Origin of the sequence: Microbacterium oleivorans (assembly GCF_023715745.1) — a bacterium.
Lineage (GTDB): Bacteria > Actinomycetota > Actinomycetes > Actinomycetales > Microbacteriaceae > Microbacterium > Microbacterium oleivorans_D.
The window spans coordinates 419,439-439,113 of record NZ_JAMBOV010000001.1 but is presented as its reverse complement, the minus strand read 5'-3'; the positions used below and the strand labels follow the sequence as shown (position 1 = coordinate 439,113).

The 19,675-nt window shown below is 69.9% G+C and carries 16 protein-coding genes; 9 read left to right on the top strand and 7 right to left on the bottom strand.

Annotated features, from left to right (window positions below; genetic code table 11):
- Nucleotides 1–29 precede the first annotated feature (29 nt).
- Entirely contained in the window at nucleotides 30–878 is an 849-nt protein-coding gene (locus M3190_RS02045) for an NAD-dependent epimerase/dehydratase family protein (protein WP_251577822.1), read from the top strand.
- 4 nt (nucleotides 879–882) lie between these two features.
- Here the strand turns inward: M3190_RS02045 and M3190_RS02040 are convergent, their stop codons facing one another.
- Nucleotides 883–1,710, bottom strand: a complete 828-nt coding sequence (locus M3190_RS02040) for a hypothetical protein (protein ID WP_251577820.1) — start codon at nucleotides 1,708–1,710, stop codon at nucleotides 883–885.
- A gap of 21 nt (nucleotides 1,711–1,731) precedes the next feature.
- Complete coding sequence (locus tag M3190_RS02035; RefSeq protein ID WP_251577818.1) at nucleotides 1,732–2,283, bottom strand: HdeD family acid-resistance protein; 552 nt, start codon at nucleotides 2,281–2,283, stop codon at nucleotides 1,732–1,734.
- 169 nt (nucleotides 2,284–2,452) lie between these two features.
- Between M3190_RS02035 and M3190_RS02030 the strand changes: the two genes are divergently transcribed.
- The 7 genes from M3190_RS02030 (at nucleotide 2,453) to M3190_RS02000 (ending at nucleotide 10,746) form a co-directional block, all read left to right on the top strand.
- The gene (locus M3190_RS02030) at nucleotides 2,453–3,586 is read left to right on the top strand and encodes a glycosyltransferase (protein WP_251577816.1); all 1,134 of its coding nucleotides are present in this window, start codon (nucleotides 2,453–2,455) and stop codon (nucleotides 3,584–3,586) included.
- Nucleotides 3,586–3,846 carry a glutaredoxin family protein gene (locus tag M3190_RS02025; protein ID WP_251577814.1) on the top strand — a complete coding sequence of 87 codons (261 nt, stop codon included), beginning with the start codon at nucleotides 3,586–3,588 and terminating at the stop codon, nucleotides 3,844–3,846. Before M3190_RS02030 ends, M3190_RS02025 begins: the two co-directional genes overlap by 1 nt.
- Nucleotides 3,847–3,865: 19 nt before the next feature.
- Nucleotides 3,866–5,560, top strand: a complete 1,695-nt coding sequence (locus tag M3190_RS02020; RefSeq protein WP_251577812.1) for an aldehyde dehydrogenase family protein — start codon at nucleotides 3,866–3,868, stop codon at nucleotides 5,558–5,560.
- Nucleotides 5,561–5,816: 256 nt separating this feature from the next.
- Nucleotides 5,817–7,349 carry a sugar transferase gene (locus M3190_RS02015; protein WP_251577810.1) on the top strand — a complete coding sequence of 511 codons (1,533 nt, stop codon included), beginning with the start codon at nucleotides 5,817–5,819 and terminating at the stop codon, nucleotides 7,347–7,349.
- Complete coding sequence (locus M3190_RS02010) at nucleotides 7,349–8,581, top strand: DUF1972 domain-containing protein (RefSeq protein WP_251577808.1); 1,233 nt, start codon at nucleotides 7,349–7,351, stop codon at nucleotides 8,579–8,581. The genes M3190_RS02015 and M3190_RS02010 overlap by 1 nt, the downstream gene beginning before the upstream one ends.
- Before the next feature lie 66 nt (nucleotides 8,582–8,647).
- The gene (locus tag M3190_RS02005; protein ID WP_251577806.1) at nucleotides 8,648–9,721 is read left to right on the top strand and encodes a polysaccharide pyruvyl transferase family protein; all 1,074 of its coding nucleotides are present in this window, start codon (nucleotides 8,648–8,650) and stop codon (nucleotides 9,719–9,721) included.
- On the top strand, nucleotides 9,718–10,746 hold the full coding sequence (locus M3190_RS02000; RefSeq protein ID WP_251577804.1) for a DUF6492 family protein: 1,029 nt from the start codon (nucleotides 9,718–9,720) through the stop codon (nucleotides 10,744–10,746). Before M3190_RS02005 ends, M3190_RS02000 begins: the two co-directional genes overlap by 4 nt.
- Here M3190_RS02000 and M3190_RS01995 read toward each other — a convergent pair.
- Nucleotides 10,683–13,148: a right-handed parallel beta-helix repeat-containing protein gene (locus M3190_RS01995; RefSeq protein WP_251577801.1), complete on the bottom strand. Its 2,466-nt coding sequence runs from the start codon at nucleotides 13,146–13,148 to the stop codon at nucleotides 10,683–10,685. The two genes, M3190_RS02000 and M3190_RS01995, sit on opposite strands and share 64 nt — an antisense overlap.
- Before the next feature lie 282 nt (nucleotides 13,149–13,430).
- On the opposite strand from M3190_RS01995, the gene M3190_RS01990 reads away from it, so the two are divergent.
- The gene (locus M3190_RS01990) at nucleotides 13,431–14,813 is read left to right on the top strand and encodes a polysaccharide biosynthesis tyrosine autokinase (RefSeq protein WP_251577799.1); all 1,383 of its coding nucleotides are present in this window, start codon (nucleotides 13,431–13,433) and stop codon (nucleotides 14,811–14,813) included.
- A gap of 15 nt (nucleotides 14,814–14,828) precedes the next feature.
- On the opposite strand, the gene M3190_RS01985 is transcribed toward M3190_RS01990, so the two are convergent.
- The 4 genes from M3190_RS01985 to M3190_RS01970 all read right to left on the bottom strand — a co-directional run bounded on the left by M3190_RS01985 (nucleotide 14,829) and on the right by M3190_RS01970 (nucleotide 19,674).
- Entirely contained in the window at nucleotides 14,829–15,485 is a 657-nt protein-coding gene (locus M3190_RS01985; RefSeq protein ID WP_251577797.1) for an arsenate reductase/protein-tyrosine-phosphatase family protein, read from the bottom strand.
- On the bottom strand, nucleotides 15,482–16,525 hold the full coding sequence (locus M3190_RS01980; protein ID WP_251577795.1) for a hypothetical protein: 1,044 nt from the start codon (nucleotides 16,523–16,525) through the stop codon (nucleotides 15,482–15,484). The genes M3190_RS01985 and M3190_RS01980 overlap by 4 nt, the downstream gene beginning before the upstream one ends.
- Before the next feature lie 4 nt (nucleotides 16,526–16,529).
- Nucleotides 16,530–18,302: an ABC transporter ATP-binding protein gene (locus M3190_RS01975; RefSeq protein WP_251577794.1), complete on the bottom strand. Its 1,773-nt coding sequence runs from the start codon at nucleotides 18,300–18,302 to the stop codon at nucleotides 16,530–16,532.
- 61 nt (nucleotides 18,303–18,363) lie between these two features.
- Nucleotides 18,364–19,674: a hypothetical protein gene (locus tag M3190_RS01970; protein WP_251577792.1), complete on the bottom strand. Its 1,311-nt coding sequence runs from the start codon at nucleotides 19,672–19,674 to the stop codon at nucleotides 18,364–18,366.
- Between the last annotated feature and the right edge of the window lies 1 nt (nucleotide 19,675).

Below are 19,675 nucleotides of genomic sequence, written 5' to 3'. Positions count from 1 at the left end.
GTGTCCCCGCTGCGTGACATGCTGGCGGGATGCGCATCGCCGTCACAGGGTCCTCCGGCAAGCTCGGCACGGTCGTCGTCCGCGAACTCGCGGCGGCGGGTCACGAGGTCATCGGCTTCGACGTCCACGGGCGGCGCGGTCCCGGTTTCGTCCAGGTCGACCTGACGGACTACGGACAGGTCGTCGACGCCCTCACCGCCGTCGGCGATCAGCACGACGGCGTCGACGCGCTCGTGCACCTCGCCGCGATCCCGGCCCCCGGCATCCGCTCCGACGTGGCGACCTTCCACAACAACATGGCGAGCACCTTCAACGTGTTCTGGGCGGCTCTGCGCATCGGCATCACGAAGATCGTCTACGCCTCGAGCGAGACGGTGCAGGGGCTCCCGTTCGACGTGCCGCCGCCCTACATCCCGGTGGACGAGGACTACCCGGCCCGTCCCGAGTCGGTCTACTCGCTCGTCAAGCACCTCGAGGAGCAGATGGCGATCGAGCTGACGCGCTGGCACCCGGAGGCATCCATCACGGCGTTGCGGTTCTCGAACGTCATGGTGCCCGAGGACTACGCGGAGTTCCCGTCCTTCGACGCCGACGCGCGCCTGCGCAAGTGGAACCTGTGGAGCTACATCGACGCGCGCGACGGCGCGCAGGCGATCGCGCGGGCGCTCGAGGTCGCGCCCGCCGGGTTCGATCACTTCCTCATCGCGGCCGCCGACACCGTCATGAGCCGACCGAACGACGAGCTGGTCGCCGAGGTGTTCCCGGATGTCGAGACGCGCGGCGACCTCGGCGTGCACGACTCGCTCTTCTCCACCGCGAAGGCGCAGCGCCTGCTCGGCTACCGGCCGCAGCATTCCTGGCGCGACCACGTGAGCTGAGGAGTCAGCCTCCGAACTCGGCGGTGACGACGATCTCGCTGTGGTTCCAGGCGCAGGCCTCGGCGATCGGCCGCTGCGTCTCCCAGTACTCCTGCACCTCGGTCATCCCGCCGGGGATCGGCGAGCGCTCCGCGAGCACGGTGCGCACGGCGGCGAATTCGTCCGCCAGGGCGGTCAGCGACGAGGCGGCGAGCACCTCCGCCGCTCGGGCCGCGGCATCCACGCGTGCATTCCACTCGTCCGCGCCGAAGGCGGCGTAGAAGCCGTACCCGTCGTCCGCGTTCGTCACCTGGCTGTGGATCTGCGAGTACGCCGCGCACTCCTCGACGAGCACCTCGTCCTGGGCGAACGCGTCGGGCGAGTAGGTCACGACGGCGGCCCACTCGACCTCCGGCTCGACCCACAGCGACAGCTCCGGTGCGGACTGCGCGATCCACGGCCACGCAAGGGTCCGCGACCCGTCGCACGGGCCCGACAGCGGCGCCTGCCCGAGCATCATCGAGTCACCCAGCTCCGCGGTGAAACGGGACTCGGCGGCACAGGTCAGATCCACGTGGACCGTGCGTGTGCCATCCGGCACGGTGAGCGCGATCTTCTCCTCGGACCGCGGACCGACACCGGTCACGGTCTGCTCGCCGAGCACCGCATCGGCAGCCGGCGCCACCACCGGCGTCGCCTCGGGGGTCACCGAAGGGCTCGCCTCGGGCGTCTGAGCGATGCTCGCGACTCCCGCCGTCGAGGCGCATCCCGCCAGGATCATCGCCACCGCCGTCAGCACGACACCGGTCCACACCCTGCGCGGGCGCATCGCACCGGCATCCCCCCAGATCATCAGACCTGTCTAGCAGAGGGCTCAGCGCGTGCGCAGCCGAGCAGCGCGGACGATCTGGATCACGCCGAGCAGGATGAGCGAAACGCCCATCCACAGCCAGAGCACGAGCGCCCCCCAGATGGGGGCGAAGAGGATCACGACACCGGCGACCAGGCTCAGGACGGCGAACGCGATCGTCCAGCCCCGGGACCGCGTCCCCCGCAACGTGGTGAGCGCGACGACGCCCTCGACGATCCACAGGATGCCGACCAGCGCCCCCAGGAACGTCGCGAGCGTCTCGGCGGCGAGCCCCAGGTTCGAGAAGGCGACCACGCCCCCGATGACGAAGATCGATCCGAGCGCGATATGACCCACGCGGGCCCACGATCCCGCCGTGCGCGAGAGCAGACCGATCGCGATGTTGACGACCCCCGCGGCGACCGCCCACGCGGCGATGATCCCCGCGACGACCATCGCCGTCTTCCCCGGCCAGACGAGGATCAGGATGCCGACCACGACCGCCAGCACACCGCCGATCAGCAGTGCCCCGCGGATGCCGCCGACCACCGCCCGCACCGATCCCTGCGCACTCATGCCGAACCCCTCTCGTCGGATGCGGCCAGGCTATCGGCCGGGCGATGACGCCGGAAGACGCCGTCCCTCAGCGCTCCCACGAGGTTCGCCGGGGACATCCTCAGTCCCGCCCCGACGCGCGCGGTTAGGCTGAGACGTCCCGTGCCCGCCGAGCATCGCGAGCCCCGCCATGGATCTGTCGATCATCGTTCCGACCTTCAACGAGGGTCCGAACGTCGTCGAACTGCTGCGGCGCATCGGCGACACGCTCGAGGATCGCGTCTTCGAGGTCATCTTCGTCGACGACTCGACCGATGACACGGCCGACATCATCTCAGCCGCCGCGCGGACGTCGCCCTTCCCGGTCCGTCTCATCCACCGCGAACAGCCGACCGCGGGTCTCGGCGGTGCGGTCGTGGCCGGGTTCCGGGCCGCGAACTCGCGCTGGTGCCTCGTCATGGACGGCGACCTGCAACATCCGCCCGAGGACATCCCCCGCCTCATCGAGCGCGCCGAGCAGGGCGATGTGGACGTCGTCGTCGCTTCGCGCTACGCCTCCGGCGGCACCTCGAAAGGGCTCGCCGACGCGACCCGGACCGCCGTGTCACGCGCCTCCACCGCCCTCACGAAGGCGATGTTCCCACGCAAGCTCGCGAACTGCTCCGACCCGATGACCGGCTTCTTCCTGCTCGACACGCAGGCCGTCGACGTCGAATCCCTGCGTCCTCGCGGTTTCAAGATCCTGCTCGAGGTGCTCGCGCGGCGTCAGCTGCGCGTCGACGAGGTGCCCTTCGACTTCGCACAGCGTCACGCCGGCACCTCGAAGGCGACCTTCACGCAAGGGGTCCGCTTCCTGACGCAGCTCGCGATGCTGCGCTTCGGGCGGATGTCGGCGTTCGCCCTCGTCGGAGGGTTCGGCGCGATCGCGAACCTCGTCATCATGTGGGGACTCATCCGCGTCGGGATGGATTACGTCCCCGCGGCCGTCGTCGCGAGCATCGTGACGATCATCACGAACTTCCTGCTGCTCGAGTACCTCGTCTTCTCCGACATGCGCTCGGAGTCGGGGCGCATGCTCACGCGGTTCCTGAAATCCTTCAGCTTCAACGGCCTGGAGGCGATCGTCCGCATCCCCGTCCTGTCGATCCTGGTCGAGGGCGCCCACATCCCGGCGGTCCTCGCCGCCGCCCTGACGCTCGTCGCCGCCTTCGTCCTGCGCTTCGTCTTCCACGCGCTCGTCGTCTACGCGCCCCGCCGATCCGGGCGCACTGCGGCACAGCCCGACGCCGCGCCCACGGCGGTGGGCGGGCGTACGCTGGAGTGATGACCGACACGTCCGCTCAGATCACGATGTTCGGCGCCGAATGGTGCCGCGACTGCCGCCGCACGAAGGCGCAGCTCGACAGCCTCGGAGTCGACTACCGCTACATCGACCTCGAGGCGGAGCCCGAGGCCGCCGAGGTCGCGCGCGAGATCTCCGGTCGCACCAACATCCCGGTCGTGGTCTACCCCGATGCGAGCCACCACGTCGAGCCGAGCAACGACGACGTCGCCGCGAAGCTCCGCGAACTCTCGCTGATCTGAGCCCAACCGCGCCGCGACGATGACGACGACGTCACCGGCCACGCCGCGGGACCTCTCCCCCGACGCCGACACCCGTGCGGCGCTCGACGGCTCGCTCGAGCGATTGCGCACCGGATCCGCCGGCTGGAGCGCGCTGACGGCCGCCGCACGTCGCGACCTGCTCCGGGAGATCCGCTCGGCCGTCGAAGCGGCGGCCGAAGACTGGGCGCGCATCGCCGCCGAGAGCAAAGGCCTCGAGCCGCGGCATCCGCTGGCCGGCGAGGAGTGGCTCGCGGGGCCCTATGCCGCGCTCGTCGCACTCGACGCATACGCCGGCAGCCTCGACGCCCTCGCCCGCGGTCGGAGCCCGCTCGCCGGCGTCCGGATCGGCACCGGGCCCGGGGGACGCACCGTCGTGCACTCCGCGCCGCTGCGTGCATCGGACCGCCTGCTGCTGTCGGGGTACACCACCGAGGTGTGGGTGCAGCCCGGCGTCACGCCGCACGAGGCGAGGGATGCCGCGGGCCTCGCGTCGCGGCATCCGCACCGCACCGGCGGCGTCGGGCTCGTCCTCGGCGCGGGGAACGTGACCTCGATCCCGTTCCTCGACGTCCTGTACGAACTCCTCGCCGAAGGACGGGTCGCGCTCCTGAAGGTGAACCCCACGCAGGACGCACTCGTGCCGGTGTTCGAGCGCGTGTTCGCACCGCTGATCCGCGCAGGGTTCGTCTCCGTCGTCAGTGGGGGCGGCGATGTGGGGGCGTACCTCACGCGGCATCCCGGGATCGACCACGTCCACGTCACGGGGTCGGAATCCACCTTCCGCGCCATCGTCGGTTCGGATGAGGACCGGTTGCGCGTGCCGATCACGGCGGAGCTCGGCGGAGTCTCGCCGATCATCGTCGTGCCGGGACGGTGGTCCGCGGCGGATCTGCGCTTCCAGGCGGAGCACGTCGCGACGATGCGCCTGCACAACAGCGGACACAACTGCATCGCCGGGCAGGTCGTGCTGATGAGCCGCGACTGGGAGCAGCGCGACGACTTCCTGCGCGAGCTGCACCGCGCTCTCACGCGGGCGCCGCGGCGACCCGTCTGGTATCCGAGCGCGGTGGAGCGGCTCGGACGCGTGCGGGACACGTACCCGGACGCGGTCTGGTTCGCGGACGACACACGCGCTCTGGTCACCGGCGGCGGCGAGGTCGAGACGACGGAGTACTTCGCCCCCGTCCTGGGCATCGTCGACCTGCCGGGAACCGGTGCGGCCTTCCTCGACACCGCGATCGCGCATGCGAACGACCGACTGACCGGGACCCTCGGCGCGAACGTCCTCATCGACCCGGCGACTCTGGCGGGTCTCGGCACGGGATTCGACGACGCCGTCGCGCGCCTGAGGTACGGCACCGTCGCAGTGAACGCCTGGACCGCGTTCGGGTTCCTGACCCCGACGGCCACGTGGGGTGCATATCCCGGCGGGACGATCGATGACGCGCCCAGCGGCATCGGCGTGGTGCACAACGCGCTCCTGCTCGACCGGGTGGAGCGGACCGTCGTGCGCGGGCCGTTCCGGCCGTTCCCTCGCTCCCTCGGCCGAGGGCGGTTCTCCGTGCTGCCGAAGCCGCCGTGGTTCGTCACCTCCCGCACCGGGCGGGCTGTGTCGGAAGGCTTCGCACGCTTCCGCATCGACGGACGCTTCGGCCCGCTGCTGGTCACACTCGTCCGGGCATTCGGCGCCTGACGCGCCCCCGGCCGCCGGCGCGGATGACGAGATGAACATCCGCTGACGCCGAGTTTACGAATCGGACTCGCACGCTCGGGCGGCGCGCGCTACAGTTGCCTCCGAGTGGATCGCGCGGCCGGGGGGTCGCGCGGAGGTCTTTGGGGGACCGCGAAGCTCACTTGGGGAACATGCAGACGCCGTGGGGGCGGATGCAGTGACGCACATTGCTTGGGGGCATGATGCGGCGACAGACCGATGTCTGGGGGGACGATCGGTGACCGCGGTCGATGGTCTCGCGCCGGGTCTCACACTGCCCGGACTCAGTCCTCGGGCGGGAGTCCGCGGTGCGATCGGCGAAGCTCCCCGCGCCTCGGCGGCCCTGGTCGGCCGGCAGCAGTGGGAACGACGCTTCCGCACGCGCCTCCGGGTGAACGACGCCGTCGTGGTAGCGGTGTCCTGCGCCTTCGCGGCCGTCGTCTCGCTGAACGCGGCCGCGCCCGCCGTCATCTCGAGCGCCCCGCGAAGCACGGTGATCATCGCGATCGCCACCGCGGTGATCTGGTTGGTCGCGCTCGGGCTCTTCAACACCCGCTCGACGACCGTCGTGGGGACCGGGCCGACCGAGTACGCCCGCGTCGCCCACGCGACCGGGCTGGCCTTCGGCCTGCTCGCCATCGTCTTCGTCGTCTTCGAGTGGCACGGCATCCGCGCGCAGCTGTTCACAGCACTCCCCCTCGGAACCCTCGCCCTGCTGGTCTCCCGCTGGGCGTGGCGGCGCTGGCTCCTCGCCGAGCGCTCCGAGGGTCGCTACGCCTCTCGCACCGTCGTCGTCGGCTCTCGCGACGATGTGGAATACGCGATCCGGAGCCTCGGGCCGACGGGGCAGCTCGGCTACCTCGTCGTGGGCGTCGCCCTGCTCGACGACACGGAGTCCCCGCTCACCGTCGACGGCGTGGACTACCCGGTCACGCGCGGCGACGACGCCGTGCTGCGCGCCGCAGCGATCCACGAGAGCGACACGATCGTCGTCGCGAGCCAGCCCGTCGGCGACCCGTCCTACGTGAAGCGGCTCGCATGGGCGTTGGAGGGGACCGCTGCGGAGCTCGTGATCTCGAGTCGCCTCACCGATGTCGCGGGACCCCGCATGTCCCTGCGGCCCGTCGAAGGCATGCCCCTCATCCACGTCAAGATCCCGAGTTTCGAGGGCGCCGCCTTCTACGTCAAGCGCGCACTGGACGTCGCCGCCTCCCTGGCCGCCCTCACCCTCTTCGCGCCGTTCGCTCTCGCGATCGCGATCGCGATCAAGGCCGACGACGGCGGACCCGTCTTCTTCCGGCAGGCGCGCGTCGGTCGCGACGGTCGCGAGTTCGCCATCGTCAAGTTCCGCACCATGCGGGTGGATGCCGAGGATGAACTCGCCGCGCTGCTCGCCCGCAACGAGGGGTCGGGTCCCCTGTTCAAGCTCCGGCACGATCCGCGCGTGACGCGGGTCGGCCGATTCCTGCGGTCGTTCTCGCTCGACGAGGTGCCGCAGTTCTGGAACGTGCTGCGCGGCGACATGAGCGTCGTCGGCCCGCGCCCCCCGCTGCCGTCCGAGGTCACCGCCTACGACGGCGCGGTCCACCGCCGCCTCTACATCAAGCCGGGCATCACCGGCCCGTGGCAGGTCGGCGGCCGCAGCGACCTCTCCTGGGAGGAGAGCGTCCGGCTCGATCTCCGCTACGTCGAGAACTGGACCGTGATGACGGACCTCGTTCTCATGTGGCGGACAGCCAAGGTCATGGTCACCACCGAGGGAGCGTACTGATGGTCATCGAAATCCCGCGGCGTCTCGATACCGAGCCGGTCCGCCTCACGCAGGACGAGCGGCCCCGCGCCACCCGCACCCTCGAGATCGCCATGATCGGCACCCGCGGCGTCCCGGCCTCCTACGGCGGTTTCGAGACCGCGGTCGAGGAGATCGGTCGGCGGCTGGTCGAGCGAGGGCACGCCGTCACCGTCTACACGCGAGGCTCCGAGAGCCGCGCCCGCGAGTACCTCGGCATGAAGGTCGTCCACCTGCCGGCGCTGCGCGTCAAGCAGCTCGAGACGCTCAGCCACACCGGCCTCTCGGCCATCCACGCCGTGTTCGGCCGACGGCCGGACGCCGCCTTCGTCTTCAACGCGGCGAACTCGCCGTTCCTCCCCGCGCTGCGGGCCCGCGGCATCCCGACCGCGCTGCACATGGACGGCCTGGAGTGGAAGCGATCGAAGTGGGGCCGCCGCGGGAAGGCCTACTACCGCTGGGCCGAGGAGTTCGGCGTCCGCACGGCCGACGCGCTCATCGCGGATGCGCCCGGGATCAGCGACTACTACGACCGCGAGTTCGGGGTACCGACCGAGCTCATCCGCTACGGCGCCCCGATCCTGGAGGATGCCCCGGCCGACGGCGTCCGCGCCCTCGGTTTCGCACCGGGCGGATACCACCTCGTCGTCGCCCGCTTCGAGCCGGAGAACCACGTGCTCGAGATCGTCGAGGGCTACCGCAGGAGCTCTGCGACCCGCCCCCTCGTGGTCGTCGGCTCGGCGCCGTACGCCGCTGAGTACACGCAGCAGATCCGCGCCGCCGCCGGCGGGGACCCCCGCATCCACTTCCTGGGCGGTGTCTTCGACCAGGACCTCCTGGACGCCCTCTACTTCCACGCCCTCACCTATGTGCACGGGCACTCGGTCGGTGGCACCAACCCGTCACTCCTGCGGGCGATGGGTGCCGGCACCGCGGTGCTCGCGTACGACGTCGGCTTCAACCACGAGACGCTGGCCGAGCAGGGACTCTTCTTCGCGGATGCCGCGGAAGCCGCGCGCCATTTCGCCACGCTCGAGGGCGACCCCTCGGGCGCCGCGGTGATGGGGCGCATCGTTCGCGAGCGTGCCCGGGTGGCGTTCCGCTGGGACGACATCGCCGGTGACTACGAGGACCTCGCCGTCCGGCTCGCCCGGCGGGAGTCGATGCACCTGCTCGGGCGTCGATCGCGGCGTCGGCCGGACTCCACCCACTGACCCGAGACCCCCGACGTCGGGCCGCTGTGCGCGGCACCGTGACCCGACGGCCGGAAAGGACACCGCATGCGCATCCTCCTCGCCTGGACGGATGAGACCTCTCCGAACCTCGGTGTACGCGCCCTCGGACGCGGGTCGCAGGACCTGCTCCGACGCATCTGGCCGAACGCCGAGTTCACGTACATGAACTACGGCTCGAAGCCGGAGCCCGTCACGTGGTCGCCGCGCGGTCTCGTGCGCGAGTGGGTGACCGGTCGCCGCGGCATGCGCGACTGGATCGACGGGTTCGACCTCTACTGGGACACGCGCTCGGGCGACAGCTTCTCGGACATCTACGGTCTTCCGCGTCACATGACGATGTCGATGATCCATGAGTTCGCAGCGCGTCGACACGTGCCGACGATCCTCGCCCCGCAGACCATCGGACCGTTCGGATCCCGCCGATCCCGGATACTGGCGCGACGCGACGTGACCCGGTCTCGACTCGTTCTCGCCCGCGATCCGCTCAGCGCCGCCGCCTCGGCGAGACTCGGTCGCCCCGTCGACCTCACCACGACGGATCTCGTGTTCGGCATCGATCAGCCCGTCCCCGAGCCGGGTCACGACGTGCTGCTGAATGTGTCGGGGCTGCTCTGGCGCTCCGCACGGCACGGCGACCCCGAGGTCTACCGACGTCAGATCGAGTCGGTGATCGACGGGTTGCTCGACCGGGGTCGGTCCATCACGCTGTTCCCCCACGTCCTCGACTCCCCCGACCCGGACAACGACGTCCCCGTCGCACGGGAGCTGCACGAGAGATACGAGGGCCGCGTGGGCCTCGTCGTGCCCCGCGATTTGGAGCACGCCCGAGCCGTCATCGCCGGGGCATCCGTCGTCATCGGTGCGCGCATGCACGCCTGCCTCAACGCGCTGTCGACAGGCACGCCGGCGATCGCGATGGCGTACTCGCGCAAGTTCGCTCCCCTCATGGACGAGCTGGGGTGGCCCCATGTGGTCGATGCGGGCGCGGGCGACGACGCTGCCGGGCGCATCCTCGCCGCAGTGGACGATCCGCAGCTCGCCGAGCGTGCCCGGAAGGCGCAGCGCCGGGGGCAGCAGCTCCTCGCCGACGTCCAGCACCTCGTCGAGGCCGTCCGATGATGTCTCCGCTCACCTTCGTGACGGTCGTCTTCGAGGCCGAGGTCCCGCTTCTCGAACTTCAGGCTCGCTCGATGTCCCGCTACCTCGACCCCGCGAGCGTCGAGGACATCGTCATCCTGGACAACTGCGTCCTCGGCCTGAGCGGAAGGTCGCGTCGACGTCTGCTGCGGGAGTACGGCGCGCTGCAGAGCCGCGTACGATTCGTGCGGACCAGCGAGCTCATCGACCCCGGCGCGACCGGGGGATGGCGCAGTCAGCAGGCCGCGAAGCTCGCGATCGCCCGCCGGGTGCAGACGACGCACTACGTCGTCCTCGACGCGAAGAACCACTTCACGCGAGCCGCGAGCGCATCCGAGTTCGTCGACACGGCTGGACGTGCGTTCGGCCGCTCCCACCCGTACACCTCGCATCCCCTGCGCGGTTCGCTCGTCTGGACCCTCACCTATCTCGGCGCCGGCGCATCCCTGGCCGAACACGCACTGGGCGCCTTCCCTCCGACGGCGACGCCGTTCGTCTTCGACACCGACACCGTCCGCGCCCTGATGGACGACATCGAGCGTCGGTCGGGGCTGGCGTTCGCGGACGAGTTCGAGCGCCGGAAGCTGCTCGAGTTCTTCCTCTACGCGGGGTGGGTGGAGACGCGGGGTCCCGGCCTCGCCGCCCTGCGCAACAACCGGTCGGTCCCGTCGCCCACGGTGTGGCCGAAGGCGGCATCCGTCGACGGGGTTCGCGCGGCGATCGCGGAGCATCGCCGCGAGGACGCCGCTGTGTTCGCCGTCCACCGCCAGGTGCTCGCAGCCGCGGACCCGGCCGCCCGCGATCGCATCGCCGAGGCGTGGTCGGCCTTCGGTCTGTTCCCGGATGCCGCGTCAGCCGGCCGATTCATCCGTCGCTTCCGGCGGCGGTACCTTCCCGCGATCGTCTGGACCCGCGGAGTGGAGAGGCTGCGTCGCGCCCTCGGTCACGGGAAGCGTGCGCCGAGGCTCACCTCCCCGGAGCCCAGGTCCGAGACCGCAGCGATCTGAGCAGGCACCGGCACGGCGATCGCCGTCTGCCGGGAGGCTTGGGCGGATCGCAGAGAGAAGTCCTCGCGAACGGGCGATGCGGCCTGCTCGAGAAGCACCGATCGCTTCTCCCGCCCCGCGGCAGCCCTGAAGTCAGCGAGGGTCGTGAAGCCCTCGGACGATCCGGCAGCGCCACGCGAGTAGATCGCGAACCACCTCGGCGCCGTGGGCGATGCGCGGTGGTAGAGGTTGCCCTCGGCACGGGTCACCATCTGGCCGCCCACCAGGGCTCGCGAGAAGTCGTCAACGCACACGAGACATTCGCCCCGAGGCTCTGCCACGACGTTGTTCGCGATGACGACACCGTCACTCATCCAGGGGATCAGAGCGTTCGTGGAGCGCCGTTTGTTCTGCGTGACCGCGATATTGCGCTCGTTGCCCACGAGGGTGTTGTTCCAGATCGCCGCATCCCCTGCATTCGCGATCAGGATCCCGTGCAGCGCGTTGTCCGCGACGAGGTTATCGGCGAAGACCGCTCGCTCCGACAGCTCGAACACGACGCCATTGCCCGTGTTGCGCAGACTGTCGTTCCCGCTGAAGACGACGCCGTAGTTCGACTCGTCGAACCACGGGCCCTGACCGAAGTTGTCGGCGAACACGCTGTCCTCGACGACGACGTCGGAGGAGCTGTGGATCTTGAGTGCGCCCGACACCGGTGCGCGGTTGAAGCGCTCCCGGTTGTTTCCCGTCGAGAGCATCCGACGTACCTCGAGGCCGTCCGCCTGCGACGCACCTGCCCCGAGGAGACCGTTGCCGATGACCGACACGTCCGAGAGGGTCGTGTTCTTCGACCAGGTGTAGAGACCGGTCGTCGAGTTGTCGCGGACAGTGACGTTCGACAGCGTCACGTTGTCCGCGGCGATGGTGACCGTCCCCATCGACGGAACGCTCGTCGCATAGCGTCGGACGCCGATGCCCTGAACGAGCGATCCCGCCGAGCGCACCGACAGAGCACTGATGAGGGTGCTCACCTTCGCCTTCTTGCCCGTGAGATCCGAGCCGACGACGAGCTCATCAGCCTTCTCGTCGACGAAGAAGCGGCCGTTCGAGACCTGCGATCGCGATGCGACCTGCGTCAGCTGCCGTCCATCGACCCAGATCTGGTCCGGGTGAGCAGCCATCGGGTAGGCGGGGTCGACGAAACGCCAGCCGTCCTCCGTCCCGTCCGGCTCACCGCGCTTGAACGTCGGGCTCGCGTCGAGGGACTGCGTCCACCCGGGGCGGATCCAGACGTTTCCCGACTTCCGCCATCCCGTGATCGTCTCCGCGCCGTCCATCCATACGGCCTCGGCTCGATAGGGCTGAAGAGTGACCCGCTTCTGCGGCGGGATGATCACGCTCTCGTGGTAGGTCCCGCCGCGGAGGGCGATGGTCCCGCCGTTCGAGACCTTCTTGAGTGCCGCGGTGATCGTGCGCAGGGGCGACGCCGCAGTGCCGGCGGCGGAATCGCTGCCGCTCGGCGAGACGATGACCGCGTTCGACGGCACGGGGAAGTCTCGCGTTCCCGGCTCCGCAGCTCCCGAGGCGGCGCGGGCGCCCGCGACCTGCCCCCCTGCGGGAGGCGGCGACGTGGGCTCACTGGGCTTCGGCGTCGGCTTCGGTGTCGGCTTCGGCGCAGGCGCCGCCACGGCTGCCGACACCGTCAGGTCGTCGATACCGACACGCAGCGCCTTCGTGAGCGCCGAGGTGTAGAGGGAGAATTCGGCCGCACCCGATCCGGCGATGCGCGCGGGCGAGGAGTCCGTATGCGTGATCGTGCGGGCGGTGGACTCGGCCGCTCCCGCCGCCCAGACCTTGCCGGTGAGCGCGACCTTGCTGGATCCCGTCGCCTGCAGCCGCACCTTCAGTGTGGCACCGGCGCGGACGCGGTCCTTCAGCCTCACGCGCTCGAGCGTGGTCACTGCGGCGCCGGAGCGCTTCTCGAGTGTCAGGTCGATCTCACCACCGGTCATGACGCGCACGCCGACGAGGTAAGCGCCCTTCGAGGTGGCCCGGACGCCGTGTGAGAGGTACAGCCCGCTCCCGCTCGTGGGGAGGGTCGGCACGGTCACCGTGAACCGCGAGTCGACGTCGCGGGCGGCGATCGGGAGCGTGAGTCGTGACGTGCGTCCCGGCCGGGGGCTGGCCACCCACGCCTTCCCTCCGCTCACGGAGGCCTTGGTACCAGAGAGATTGCTCCACCCGCCTCCGCGCTCGGCCTTGCCCCACCCCGACGTCACCGAGCGCGACATCGCGTCGCGCGCGTACACCGCGGGAGCAGCGGATGCGGGGGCTCCGGCCCCCACCAGCATCCCGACGATCAGGATGAACACGAGAGCGAGCGGGACGGCGACAGCACGTCTGGACAGGGGGAGCGAAAGCATGCGGGGTCTCGATTCGCCGTGGGGGGGGACCGACGGAATGGGCGACGACGGAAATGTGTCGCGAACGGGGGGAAAGTGTCGTCGACGGTATCAGAGCCATTTTCACCGCCTGTTTCGGATGAGAAATCCCTCATGCGGTCGGAGGGGAGGACCGAGTACTCTCCGCAGCCCGCTGAGAATCTGTGAGACCTGTCGGTGAGCTCCCTCACCCCCGTAGAATGTAGGGACTCTTGGGGAGGGGGACCCATGGCGGAAACAGCGCCTTGGTCGGGGCATTGGCTGTTGAGTGCGCTGCGGAAGTTCTGGTGGGGGGTCGCGCTCTGCGCCGTGCTCGGGGGAGCCGTCGCATACGGATTGTCCGCGCTCGAGACACCGCGATTCCAGTCGACGGCATCGCTCTACTTCGCGCTCAATCAGGGGGCGAGCGCATCGGATCTGAACCAGGGGTCGGCATACACCCAGAACCAGATGCTCTCGATCGCACAGCTGGCCACGACTTCGCGGGTCCTCGAGCCGGTCATCGACGAACTCGGCATCGCCACGACGCCCCGTGAGCTCGCCCGCTCGATCGATGTCGCGATCCCGCAGGACACCGTCATCCTCCGCATCACCTCCACCTCGACGAACGCCGATCGGGCGGCGGCGCTCGCCAACGCCGTCGCCACCGAGCTCGCCGACGTGGTGCTCGAGATCTCACCGAAGGGCGCGGAAGGCGCTCCGACCATCACGGCGGAGACGATCGACAACGCCGTGGTACCGGCATCCCAGTCGTCCCCCAACAAGCCCCGGGACGCTCTCCTCGGGTTGCTGCTGGGGGGCATCCTCGGAATCGCCGCCGCCCTGATCTTCAGCGCCGCCGACACCCGCGTGCGGAACGAGGAGATCCTGGCGCGGGTCAGCGGCACTCCCGTGCTCGGGGTCATCACCCGCGCACCGTTGCTGGCGCACCGGGCCGCCGGCGTCGCGCAGGAACCCATGGGCCGATCGGCGGAGGAGTTCCGGCGACTGCGCTCCGCCCTCACCTACGCGAACGTGGGCTCGCGGACATCCACCCTGCTCGTCACGTCCGGCTCCCCGGGTGAAGGCAAGTCGACCGTCGCCGTCAACCTCGCGCTGACGCTGGCAGACCTCAACCACCGCGTCCTGCTGATCGACGCAGACCTGCGGCGTCCGCAGGTGCACGTGTTCTTCGGGATCGACGACGCGGTGGGCCTCACGTCCGTCCTGCTGAAGATGCACGACTTCGACACGGCGCGATATCCGTTCCGGTCGTCGACGCTCGATGTGCTCCCCTCGGGGGGTACCCCGCCCAACCCGGCGGAGATCCTCGCCTCACGGGCGATGGCCGAACTCCTCGAGCAGTCGGCGGAGAGGTACGACTTCGTGGTGGTCGACGCCCCGCCCATCCTCAACGTCGCCGACGCGAGCCTTCTGGCCCCGTCGGTCGACGGCGTCCTCTTCGTCGTCGACGCGACGAAGACCCGCCGACCCAATGCGGCGAAGTCGATCAAGCTCCTCGAAGGGGCGGGGGCCCGGGTCCTCGGCAGCATCCTCAACCGTGCTCGCCACGACAAGCGGGCCGGCGACTACTACGGTCCGGTCACCCGCGTGCGAGCATCCGCCGACGAGGTCTCCGCGCTCGGAACCACGCCGACACAGGCCTGACCGCCGAGCCGGGTGTCACAGGCCGCGCGCTGCGCGTCGCCCCGAGCGATCCGCGAAGGCACGCAAGAGCGTGTGGAGCGCGATCGTCTGCTCCTGCACGGTCTGCAGGACCCGATGGTGGTCCTTGAGCCGGCGGTGATGTGCATCCGGGATGTCGACGTCGTGGGAGCGATCACGCGGGCGCAGCCACCCGCTCCGGGTTCGGTTGTCCGCACGGACACTGCCGCGATGCTGATCCAGGAATCCCGCGAAGGCGGCAAGGAGGCCCGAGGCATCCTCGCTCCGCCCCGCGGCCGTCGCCGGCTCGATCTGAGCGAGCGTGACGGCCTCGCGCAGCGTGAACGTGCGGGACCGCATCGCAGGGATGAGCAGGGCCACATCCGCGCGCTCGGCGCGCGTCGCGGTGAGCACGAGGCCCGCATCCTGCAGCAGGTCGCGGTCGAGCAGCACGGCCCCGTGGTCGGAGAGCGACACGAGCTCGTCCTCGCCGGTCGCCGTCACGAGACCCTGGACCTCGTCGCACACCGGGTGACCTGCGACCGCTGCGACCCCCGCACTCGACGCGCGCCACCGTTCCGCACCGGAGGCACGCTCAGCAGTCCGGAACTCGTGCTCCATCAGCCGCGAGCGGCAGACGTTCGCGTGGCAGATGAAGAGAACGCCGTCGGTCATACGAATCCTCCCGTTCGTGTGATGGTCAGCCAGGGTTCGATCGATGCGAGCCGGCCGGCGAGGAGGGCGCGGACGCCGCCGGGAACGCCTGCGCCATGATCGCGCGCCGCCCCGAAAGCCGCGCGTGCGACGAGCACAGCATCCCTCTGCCGGGCACCCCCCGACCACTCCTGTCCGGCGGCCGCCCACAGCGCCGTCAGCGCGGGGTCGAACTCACCGTCCCGATAGGCCTCGAGGACATCCGCACCTGCAGAGATCAAGAGGCCGATCGGGTAGGCGAAGAACGGCTGCAGCTGCAGATCTCCCAAATCGATCGGCACCGGCCGCCCCCCGCGCGCGATCATCAAGTTCTTCGTCGTCGCCTCGTATGCGCTCGGCACCCAGATCATCGGGTCACCGAGGCCGCCTGCATCGCACACGTGGCCGACATCCCATCCCTCCCGGAACGGCGAGGTCTCGGCGAGGTCGTGTGCGACAGGTGCCAGCACCTGCCGTAGACCGGCTCCCCCGGCGCCGGCCTCCGCTGTCAGGTGTGCGTACTCGCCGATGAGCTGTTGCACAGCGGCGATGCGCACGCGGGGGTGGACGTCGAGGAGATGTTCACCCGTGACCAACTCCTCGACCACGAACTCACCGTCCCCGCCGACGGCGAAGGCGGGAGCGCCGACGTGCGACGTGAACGCGGTGCGCATCCGGACGTAGTCCTCGGTCACGGGCCCCGTGCCGTACCGGCGGATGACGTGGTGCGATGACGTGTCGAACAGGACCGTCCCTCCGTCATGGGCCGCGATCGCGGCATCCGCCGTTCCCCCACGACCGAGGACGACGAATGCGTGGCGCAGGTCGCCGAGTCGCGTGAGAGGCGAGCCCGGGTCGCGGGTCGAGGCGACCCCCTTCGTAGACGAGGCGTGGCCCGGCACCGGGCCGGACCCGACGCGGCGCCACATCAGCGGACCTGCTTTGACCCACAGCCCGGGCGCCAGGTTGCGACGGACGGCGCGCACCCGATTCCTGCCGGTCGAGACGGAGAGGACATCCACGGTGTCAGCCCAGGGCCGATCGACGAGGGCCGCCGAGGGAGGCCGTTCGCCCGGAGATCTCGCTGACCTCCTGGAAGTAGTGGTTGTCGTGACGCAGGTTCTCCGCCGTGTCGAAGCCGGCGATCGTGCCGTCGGCGACCACCATCACGCGGTCGCAGATCGCGAGCGTCGACAGCCGGTGCGCGACGAGGAAGACGATGGCGTCACCGGCGAGCTCGTGGAGCGTTGCTTGGACCGACTCCTCCGACTTGACGTCGAGGGCACTGGTCGGCTCGTCGAGGATCATGACGGCAGGACGCGCGGCGAGCGCGCGAGCGAGGCAGATGCGCTGCCGCTGCCCGCCGGACACCAGTGAGGCGCGGGCGCCGACGATCGTGTCGTACCCATCGGGCAGCCGCAGGATGTCCTCGTGGATGTGCGCGCGGCGCGCGGCCTCCTCGACGGCGGCGTCGTCGATGTCGTCGCGGAAGAAGCGGATGTTCTCGCGCACCGTTCCGTAGAACAGCTGCGGGGACTGCGGGACGTAGGTCACCATCCGGCGCCAGTCGTCCCGGTCGATGGCCGCGGCGGGCATTCCGTTCACGGAATAGACACCCGCGGTGGGCTCCCGCAGCCTCAGCAACAGCTGCACGAGTGTGGACTTGCCTGCTCCCGACGGGCCGACGATGCCGACGATCTCGCCCATCTTCACCGAGAAGGAGATGTCGCGGAGCACGTCCACACCTCGGTCGTAACCGAAGCCGACGCCGCTCATGGTGAGATCGCCGATGTGGTCGGCATTCTCGTGGCCGGGGCGCTGGGGCTGCGACTCGTACCGTTCGATCGCGTCGGCGAGGTGATGGACGAACGGCAGCTTCTCGTCGACGGAGGTGATCGCGCCCTGCACGCGCTGGCCGTACGTGACGGCTCGGATCAGGATGAGGACGACCGCGCCGAGTGTAGCGATGTTGCCGGCCCCGAGGAGCGCTACGACGCCGAGCGCGATGACGAGGACGAGCAGCGCGACGCTCTGATAGAGGGCGGGCACGGCACCGGAGAGGTACCGCACCTTCTGGAAGGGATGCTGCACAGCACGCAGCTGCGCATAGAACCGTTCCCGGTAGGCGGGCGTCGCACCGAAGACCTCGGTCTCCTCGGCGAGGGCCGCGACTTCCTGGGTGGTCTTGGCGTACTCGATGTTCTCGGAGCTCAGGACGGTGGAGGCCCGCCGCAGCGAGCGCGAAAGCGGGCGGAGCACCGCGAACAGCGCCAGCGACACCGCCGTGATGACGGCCGCGGCGGGCGGGCTCATCGCGACCGCGGACGCGAGCAGACTCAGGAACATGAGGCCTGCCGAGATGACCCCTGCGATGAGGATGATGGTCTCGGACGTCGCGCGGACCTGGTTCAGCATCACCGACTGGAACCCACCGTCTCGTTCAGCCGCCTTGGACGGCCAGGCGGCACCGACGAAGGCGTCGAAGAGACGGGTGCGCAGATCCACCATCGCCTGCCCGCTCATCACGGCGGGGAGATACGCGACCCAGAGTTGCAGGGCCCCGCGGAGAAGGGCCAGCAGGATGCCGAGCGTCAGGGCGAGGGGCAGGTTCAGGGTGATCTCGAGCCCGATGAGATCTACCCGGACGTCGCGGCTCTCGGCGAGCGCCAGGGCGAGCGCAGCGATGAGCGTGAGGAGCGCTGCCTCGAAGAGGCCGGCCGCGACCGAGGCCACCGCGATGAGGACGATCTTGCTGCGGGACCGCGTGAAGAACGGGCCGACGCGGCGCCACGCCGCCACCGACTCCTTCAGCGTCGACAGCGCGGACCGTCTGGATGTTCCTTCTCGACGTCCTGACAACTCATCTCCCCCTTGATGACGTGCCGACTCCGGCACCGTCGATGATCACGACTTCCGGGCGCGGATGCTCCGCGAACCGGGACGATGCGGTGCTTTCCCGCTCCGGTCTCAGCGCGCTCGAGACCGCGACGCCGACGATGAACCAGAGCAGGATGCCGTACTGCGTGATGAACGCGACAGCGAACAGTCCGGGCAACTGGGCGAGGATCGCCACCGACGCCGGAGACATGCGCTTGGACGTGACGGCGACGACGACGGCGCCCACGTACACGGCGAACAGCGCCGCGGTCGGGATGTATCCGTACCGCAGCAGCAGTGAGATGAACGCGTTGTCGGTCGAGGCCGTGAAGTTGCCGAGGTAGTCGTCGCCGACGACCAGGTCCCCCCAGCCCGTGGCGCCGCCGATCGGCTGGACCTGGCTGAGCAGGACCGTCAGACTGCCGCGGTAGTCCGCGCTGCCGCCTGCTTCGCTGCCCGCGTCGAGGAACACCGTGTCGAGGAACGGCACCAGGATGAAGAGCCCGACGCCCAGCAGCCCGGCGGTGAGCCAGCGGATCGACGCTCCGACACCGCGCAGCACGAGGATGGAGAGCACGACCGTCAGGACGAAGGTGATGATGCCGATCCGGCTGAAAGTGAAGACCACGGCCACGCCGACGACGGTCAGGCCGACGGCCTTCATCCATGTCGTCGTGCGGGCGGCGATCACGAAGGCGGCCGACATCGCGAGCGCGCCGCCCAGCGCGATGGAGTGGCCGAACGCCCCCTCGGCCCGGAGGAATCCGGCGCGCGGCTGCAGCGTGCCCCAGGTCGCCTGGAGCGGTCCATACCCCGGGATGCCGATGAAGAGGTTCGAGCCGGTGAGGAACTCGATGACGGCCAGGACCCCGACCGCGACGGCCGCCCCCGCGATCCAGCCCGTGATCGGCCGCGACCCGACGCGTTCGTAGATGATCCGTCCCCAGAAGTACGGGAGGACCAGTTCGAGAACGCCGGATACGAGGTACGACAGCTCGACCTGCCTCGCCGCGAACAGCAGCACGACCAGGCCGACGAACAGCAGCATGAACGCGTCCGGTGCTGCGAGGCGGAAGCGGCCGCCGTGGAGGACCACCAAACCGAGGGTCAGGAGCGTGATGCCGGACATGTAGAAGCCGACGTTCAGGCCGACCCAGATCGGCAGGAAGAAGGCTGCGAGCACCCAGACGGCGAGGCTGGCGCGGGGCGCCCGCACGAGGAACATCGCCGCGATCCCCGCTGCGACGAGCGCGGTCACCACAGCCATCATCATGAGACCGTTCGGCATCCGCATT